We start from the raw sequence: 5,809 nt of genomic DNA, 5'->3' as shown, positions 1-5,809 counted from the left end.
GAATGGCAAACGTCTCAGCGGTGACGGGCGCGAATATGCCGGTGACTAATAGCCTGAGCGGTCCGGGAGGCACTCTGGGCAAGGACGCATTCATGAACCTGCTGGTGACGCAGCTTCGCTACCAGGACCCGCTGCAGCCGATGGAGAACACCGAGTTCATCGCGCAGCTGGCGCAGTTCAGCAGTCTCGAACAGCTCTGGTACATGAATGCCAATAGCCAGACGAACACGCTCCTGCTGCAATCGCTGCAGAACACGGTGATGAGCGGTTTCTTGGATCGCGAAGTCTGGGCCACTGGCGGCAGGGTTTGGGTGCCCGAAAGCGGCGAGGTCACTCTCCACTACACAGTGGCAGGCCCTGCCCAGGTCACGGTGGAAGTGCTCGACGCTGCCGGGCAGGTGGTGCGCACGCTGCAGGTTGCAGCGCAACAAGGGGGTGACCAAGAGTGTACCTGGGACGGAAAGGATAGCACGGGCCAGCGCGTGGCCAGTGGCGCCTACTCCTTCCGGGTGAAGGCCGTGGACGAGAGCGGTGCGCAGGTGAGTGCAACGCCCTACACGGTGGGCACGGTGACCGGGGTGCGCTTCAACAATGGCAGCGCCCAACTCCTGCTCGATGGACTGGAAGTCAGTCCCTCTGATCTGGTGATGGTGCGCTGAGCAGCACAAGGAACGAAAGGAGGTGATGAAATGCCTGAGTATCTGCAAGGGGTCGACCGGCTGGCGGGCCCAGGGCGCGTGGAGCCGTCGCCTGCCCAGCGTCAGACCCCAGGTGAACGCGCGCAAGGCTCCACCTTTGCGCAAATGCTGGAGCAAGAGGTGCGCAAGCGGGAGGAAGTGCGCTTTTCCCTCCACGCCCTGGAGCGACTGCGGCTGCGCAACATCCAGCTCACCCCACAGGAGGTGGAGACCCTTGGTGGCGCGGTGAGTAAGGTGGCGGAGAAAGGCGGGCGCGACTCACTGGTAGTGATGAATCGCGTCGCCTTCGTGGTCAACGTGCCGACGCGCACGGTGATTACCGCCATCGATCAGGCGCACCTGCGCGACAGCGTGTTCACCCAGATTGACAGTGCCGTCATCGCATGAACCAGTGGGCTGGACCCCAATGGGGAGGCCCTGCGCTGCTGAACGACTGAGGCAGCGAAACACAGGAAAGGAGCAACCACTATGATGCGTTCACTCTTTGCTGGGGTCTCTGGGTTGAAGAACCATCAACTCCAGATGGACGTCATCGGCCACAATATTGCCAATGTGAACACCGTTGGCTTTAAGGCGGGCCGAGTCACTTTCCAAGAGAGCTTGTCGCAAATGTTGCGCGCAGCAAGTCGTCCGACTGAAGAGTCCGGAGGGCTGAATCCCTTGCAGGTGGGCACCGGCATGACCATAGGGTCCATTGATACGGTCTTCACCCAAGGGAGCCTGCAGCCCACCGGGGTGATGACCGACCTGGCTATCCAAGGTGACGGTTTCTTCATCGTCAGCGACGGCGCATTGCACTACTACACGCGCTCTGGCACCTTCCAGGTGGACGCCAATGGCACCCTGGTCCACCCCAGCACCGGCTTCGTGCTGCAGGGGGTGATGGCAGACGCCGACGGCAACATTGAGCCGAGCAGGCCGGTCCAGAACATCGTGTTGCCGTTCGGGCAAAAGGTGCCGGCACGGGCTACTACGCTGGTGAGCTTCAGCTGCAACCTGGACGCAGACACGCAGGCCTTGGCGCAGATCCTAGCCGGGGACCTGTCCAGTCACGCGGTACTCACCGCCACTGGCGCACCCACCAGCCTGACCATCGTCGCGGGCACCAACGACACGCTGACCATCACCGTGGACAACGACGCCGGCGGCACGGTGACCAGGTCGCTCACTCTGACCGCAGGCACCTACGCCTCGGTGGACGATCTTGTGGCGGAAATCAACGCCAAGATCCGTGCGGACAACTCCCTAAATGGCGAGGTCGTCGCCGAGTTAGGGTCTGTGGGAGGCGCCAGCGTGGTGCAACTGCGCACGGTGGATACCGGCGGAAGCTCCACGCAATTAGCCGCCAGTGGTAACGCCGCTACGAACCTCAAGTTGCCGGCGACCACGGCCACAGGTACCACTGCCGCCACCGCCATCAACTCCTTGCCACAGGTGGTAACCGCCCTCAGCGCGGGTGACAAGATCAGGATTTCCGGTCTCAATCCCGACGGGAGCGTAGCCAGCGGCACCTACACTTATGCTGCCGGCGACACGGTGCAGGACCTGCTGGATGCCATTAACGCCGTGTTGGTCGGTGCCACGGCGAGCATGGATAGCGAGGGACGACTCCTGGTGACGGACAACACCGCGGCTAGTTCGCAGACCAGTCTGTCCCTGACGCTGGATGACGCGGATGGCTCCGGCAGCGTGTTCCGCATACCGCAGCTCAATGTCTATCAGGAAGGCCGAGATGCCGGCACACACACGGCCAGCATCGACGTCTACGATAGCTTAGGTCAGACGCACAACCTGGCGGTGATTTTCACGAACATCTCCACCCCTTCAAGTCCGAACCGCTGGTCCTGGGAGGTGGTGGTGGACGACGGAAAGATCACCCCGACTTCCGGGAGCAAGGGCACGGTGAGCTTCAACGCGGACGGGAGCCTGTTGGTGTTCAGCAGCAATGACGGTCAGCCACTCTCGTTCAATCCCGGTAACGGCGCGGACACCGTGACCATAACGCTCGACGCCGGACAGGGCAGCGGCTTTGCTGGCATCACGCAACTTAGGTCGGTGTCGACCACCGTAGCCAAGTCGCAGAACGGCTACGGCATGGGCAACCTGCAGTCCATCGCCGTGGATGAGAGCGGGCGGATCACTGGCCAGTTCAGCAACGGCGTGTCTAAGGTGTTGGCCCAGGTGCTCTTGGCCAATTTCAGCAATCCGGCGGGCTTGGTGCATGCAGGCAACAACCTTTACCTTGAGACCGCCAACAGCGGCAATGCGGTGAAGGGAGCGGCAGGGACCACCATCGCCGCAACCATAACCCCAGGCGCGTTGGAGATGTCCAACGTGGACCTGGCCGCTGAGTTCACCGACCTGATCATCGCGCAGCGCGGCTTCCAGGCTAACGCGCGCGTGATTGCTACCTCAGACACGATACTGGACGAAATCGTGAGACTGAAGCGGTAAGCAGAAGGAGAGGGTGGGGCCTCAAGGCCCCACCCTGCCTTCCAAGGTGATTGACGGACCGTGATAGACTCAGGAGACAGGTAGCAGGAACATGGACGTTGCAACCATAATCGGCATCCTCTTCGGTTTTGCGATGATCGCCTTCAGCATCGCCACCGGGGGTGCCCCCAAGTTCTTCCTGGACCCGATGTCCATTCTCATCGTCTGGGGCGGTACAGCGGCGGCCCTTTTCATCAATTTTCCCATGGCCAAGGTGCTGAGCGTCCTCAAGGTCGCCAAGCGGGCGTTCATGCACAAGCTGCCTGAGAATGTCGATGTCATCGCCACGCTTGTACGCCTCAGTGCCAAGGCCCGCATGGAGGGACTGTTGGCCCTGGAATCCGAATTGGAGAAGATTGAAGATGAATTCCTCAAGAAAGGGGTCCGCCAGTTGGTCGATGGCGTCGATCCCGAACTGGTGCGCAGCCTGTTGACCACGGAGCTGGTCAGCTTGGAGGAGCGGCACGCCGTGGGGCAGCGCATCTTCAACGCAGGCGCGAGCTATGCTCCCGCCTTTGGCATGTTGGGAACCCTTATCGGTCTGATCTCGATGCTGTCGCGCCTCAACGACCCCACCAAGATCGGTGTAGGTATGGCCGTAGCCCTGGTCACCACGTTTTGGGGAGTGGTGCTCGCCAACCTCGTCTTTCTGCCCATCGCCGGGAAGCTGAAGACGCGTTCGGAGCAGGAAGTGCAGCAGCGAGAGCTCATCATTGAAGGGATCGCCTCCATCCAGGCAGGGGACAACCCGCGCATTCTGAACGAGAAGCTTCTGGCGTTCCTCGCGCCACAACTACGCAGCAGTGCCGACACGCTGGAGAAGGCGGGCCTCGGCGCCAAGCAGAAGGCGGCAGCATGATCGCGCGGAAAAAGAAAGAAGAGGAAGCAATGGGCGCACCGTGGATCATGTCTTACGGTGACATGATGTCGCTGCTTCTTTGCTTCTTCATTCTTATTGTTTCGTACTCCGTTGTCGAACTGGTCAAGTTCAAACAGGCCATGGGCTCGTTGCGTGGCTCCTTGGGTGTGCTTTCTGAGGAAGAAGGTCGCAGGGTGGTGAAGACCTCGACGCCGTCGACCGTAGATCGCTCCGTCATGAAAAAGGACCTGTTGGTGATCAACATGCCCGGCAAGAAGATGGTGACCCTGCAGGCGAAAGAGATCGCAGGAGTCGAGGTCTTTCTGCTTGCCACTGGCGTGCGTTTCCGCATCGTCGATCCCTTGCTGTTTGAATCTGGTCAGGTGAAGCTCAAGCCGGCGGCTCACCAGATTCTCCACGACATCGCGGAAATGGTGCGGGAGATCAACTGCGAGGTGCGGGTGGAAGGGCACACCGACGACTCCCCCACAGGCGGCGGCCCATACAAATCCAACTGGGACCTTTCGGCGGCGCGCGCTCTGGCTGTAGTGGAACATCTGGTCTATCAGGAACGACTCGATCCCACCCGGGTGTGGCTGGCCGGGTTCGCAGAAAACCGCCCCGTGGCTCCCAACGACACGCCTGAGAATCGTGCGAAAAACAGACGAGTGGAAATCTTCCTGAACTGGGAGTCCACTTACGGAAGCGAGGGTGGCTTGAAGTAGCCTGGTTGAGAATCGGTAGCGAGGGAAATAGGGACCATGAACGTACCCGATGGCGGCGATGAGTTGATCATCGAGCAGCGTGGCAGGGCCCGCGCCGACGGCGAGGCCGAACGCGAGGTTGCCAAGACCGGGAAAGGAAAGGGCCTGGTGGCCAAGCTGCTCATAGGTTTGGGACTGTTGGGGTTGCAAGCGGGCCTCGCTTATGGCATCATGATGTTTGTGGTTCTCCCGGCGGCGCAGAAGCGGGCGGCCGCACCCCAGGTGAAGCAAGAGACCGTGCAGCCTGCCAAGGAAGACAAAAAGACTCGCCCGGTTGCTGGAGAGTCTATGCCCCAGTCCCTGGCGGACATGCGCATCGAATCCGTGTTCGCTCTCGAGGACCTGGTGATTAATCCTGCGTTTTCCGGCGGGGAACGCTACCTGGTCCTGTCGCTGGTTTTCATCTCGGACACCAAAGAGACGCAAAAGGAGATCGAACAGAAGTTGCCGCTCATCCAAGACAACCTAAACACTCTTCTCTCTCAAAAGGGCGTGTGGTGGTACTCCAACTCGGAAAACCGAGAGGCCTTGCGGGAGGAGATCCGCGTGGCAGTTAACGAACTGCTACGCACCGGGAAGGTTACGCGGGTGCTCTTCACCAAGTACGTCATCCAATAGGCGGCGAAAGGCATGGTACCAGGAACCGGTCATCCCCGACGTGGGCATCGCGTAGGCGTGCAGGGTGTTGTTCAAGAAGCGATCCGCGGCCGAACCAAGCAGGCGATTCCTTATGATTTCAAGCACCCGGGTCGTCTCACCAAGGACCAGCTGCGTGGCGTCCAGACTATTCACGAAAACTTCGCCCGTGCTCTCTCTACCTACCTGACCACCTTGCTGCGTACGGTAGTGGACGTGCGTTTCATGGGCGTGAACCTGTTTGCCTTTGCGGAATTCGTCGACTCGTTGCCCGACCCCGATTGCGTGTGGGTGTTCTCCTTGCCGACCTTAGAAGGGAAAGGCATGCTTGAGATCAGCCCCAACATGGTCTTGCTCAT

7 protein-coding genes are annotated in these 5,809 nt (G+C 60.5%); all 7 read left to right on the top strand.

All coding sequences use genetic code 11. The features are described 5' to 3' along the window. A partial coding sequence (locus H5U38_03565; protein ID MBC7186094.1) for a hypothetical protein occupies positions 1–659 on the top strand: 659 nt, incomplete at its 5' end. Positions 660–689: 30 nt separating this feature from the next. Next, the gene (locus H5U38_03560; protein MBC7186093.1) at positions 690–1,085 is read left to right on the top strand and encodes a flagellar protein; all 396 of its coding nucleotides are present in this window, start codon (positions 690–692) and stop codon (positions 1,083–1,085) included. An 81-nt stretch (positions 1,086–1,166) separates the two neighbouring features. Next, a complete protein-coding gene (locus tag H5U38_03555) occupies positions 1,167–3,152 on the top strand; it encodes a flagellar hook-basal body complex protein (protein MBC7186092.1) in 1,986 nt (661 codons plus the stop codon). 91 nt (positions 3,153–3,243) lie between these two features. Beyond that, a complete protein-coding gene (locus H5U38_03550; GenBank protein MBC7186091.1) occupies positions 3,244–4,050 on the top strand; it encodes a motility protein A in 807 nt (268 codons plus the stop codon). Continuing rightward, complete coding sequence (locus H5U38_03545) at positions 4,047–4,775, top strand: flagellar motor protein MotB (protein MBC7186090.1); 729 nt, start codon at positions 4,047–4,049, stop codon at positions 4,773–4,775. Before H5U38_03550 ends, H5U38_03545 begins: the two co-directional genes overlap by 4 nt. Positions 4,776–4,811: 36 nt before the next feature. Further along, positions 4,812–5,432, top strand: a complete 621-nt coding sequence (locus H5U38_03540) for a flagellar basal body-associated FliL family protein (GenBank protein ID MBC7186089.1) — start codon at positions 4,812–4,814, stop codon at positions 5,430–5,432. Positions 5,433–5,444: 12 nt separating this feature from the next. Further along, positions 5,445–5,809, top strand: a 365-nt coding sequence (locus tag H5U38_03535; protein MBC7186088.1) for a hypothetical protein, incomplete at its 3' end; no start/stop codon positions are given.

The sequence above is a fragment of the Calditrichota bacterium genome (assembly GCA_014359355.1).
Classification (GTDB): domain Bacteria; phylum Zhuqueibacterota; class Zhuqueibacteria; order JANLFK01; family Oleimicrobiaceae; genus Oleimicrobium.
Note: the sequence above shows the minus strand (reverse complement) of the source record. Positions and strands in the feature narration are given on the sequence as shown.

Excerpts from the sequence above, each read along its gene's own strand:
- H5U38_03540 (MBC7186089.1), top strand. The coding sequence starts at position 4,812 with ATGAACGTACCCGATGGCGGCGATGAGTTGATCATCGAGCAGCGTGGC.
- H5U38_03555 (MBC7186092.1), top strand. The coding sequence starts at position 1,167 with ATGATGCGTTCACTCTTTGCTGGGGTCTCTGGGTTGAAGAACCATCAA.
- H5U38_03560 (MBC7186093.1), top strand. The coding sequence starts at position 690 with ATGCCTGAGTATCTGCAAGGGGTCGACCGGCTGGCGGGCCCAGGGCGC.
- H5U38_03550 (MBC7186091.1), top strand. The coding sequence starts at position 3,244 with ATGGACGTTGCAACCATAATCGGCATCCTCTTCGGTTTTGCGATGATC.
- H5U38_03545 (MBC7186090.1), top strand. The coding sequence starts at position 4,047 with ATGATCGCGCGGAAAAAGAAAGAAGAGGAAGCAATGGGCGCACCGTGG.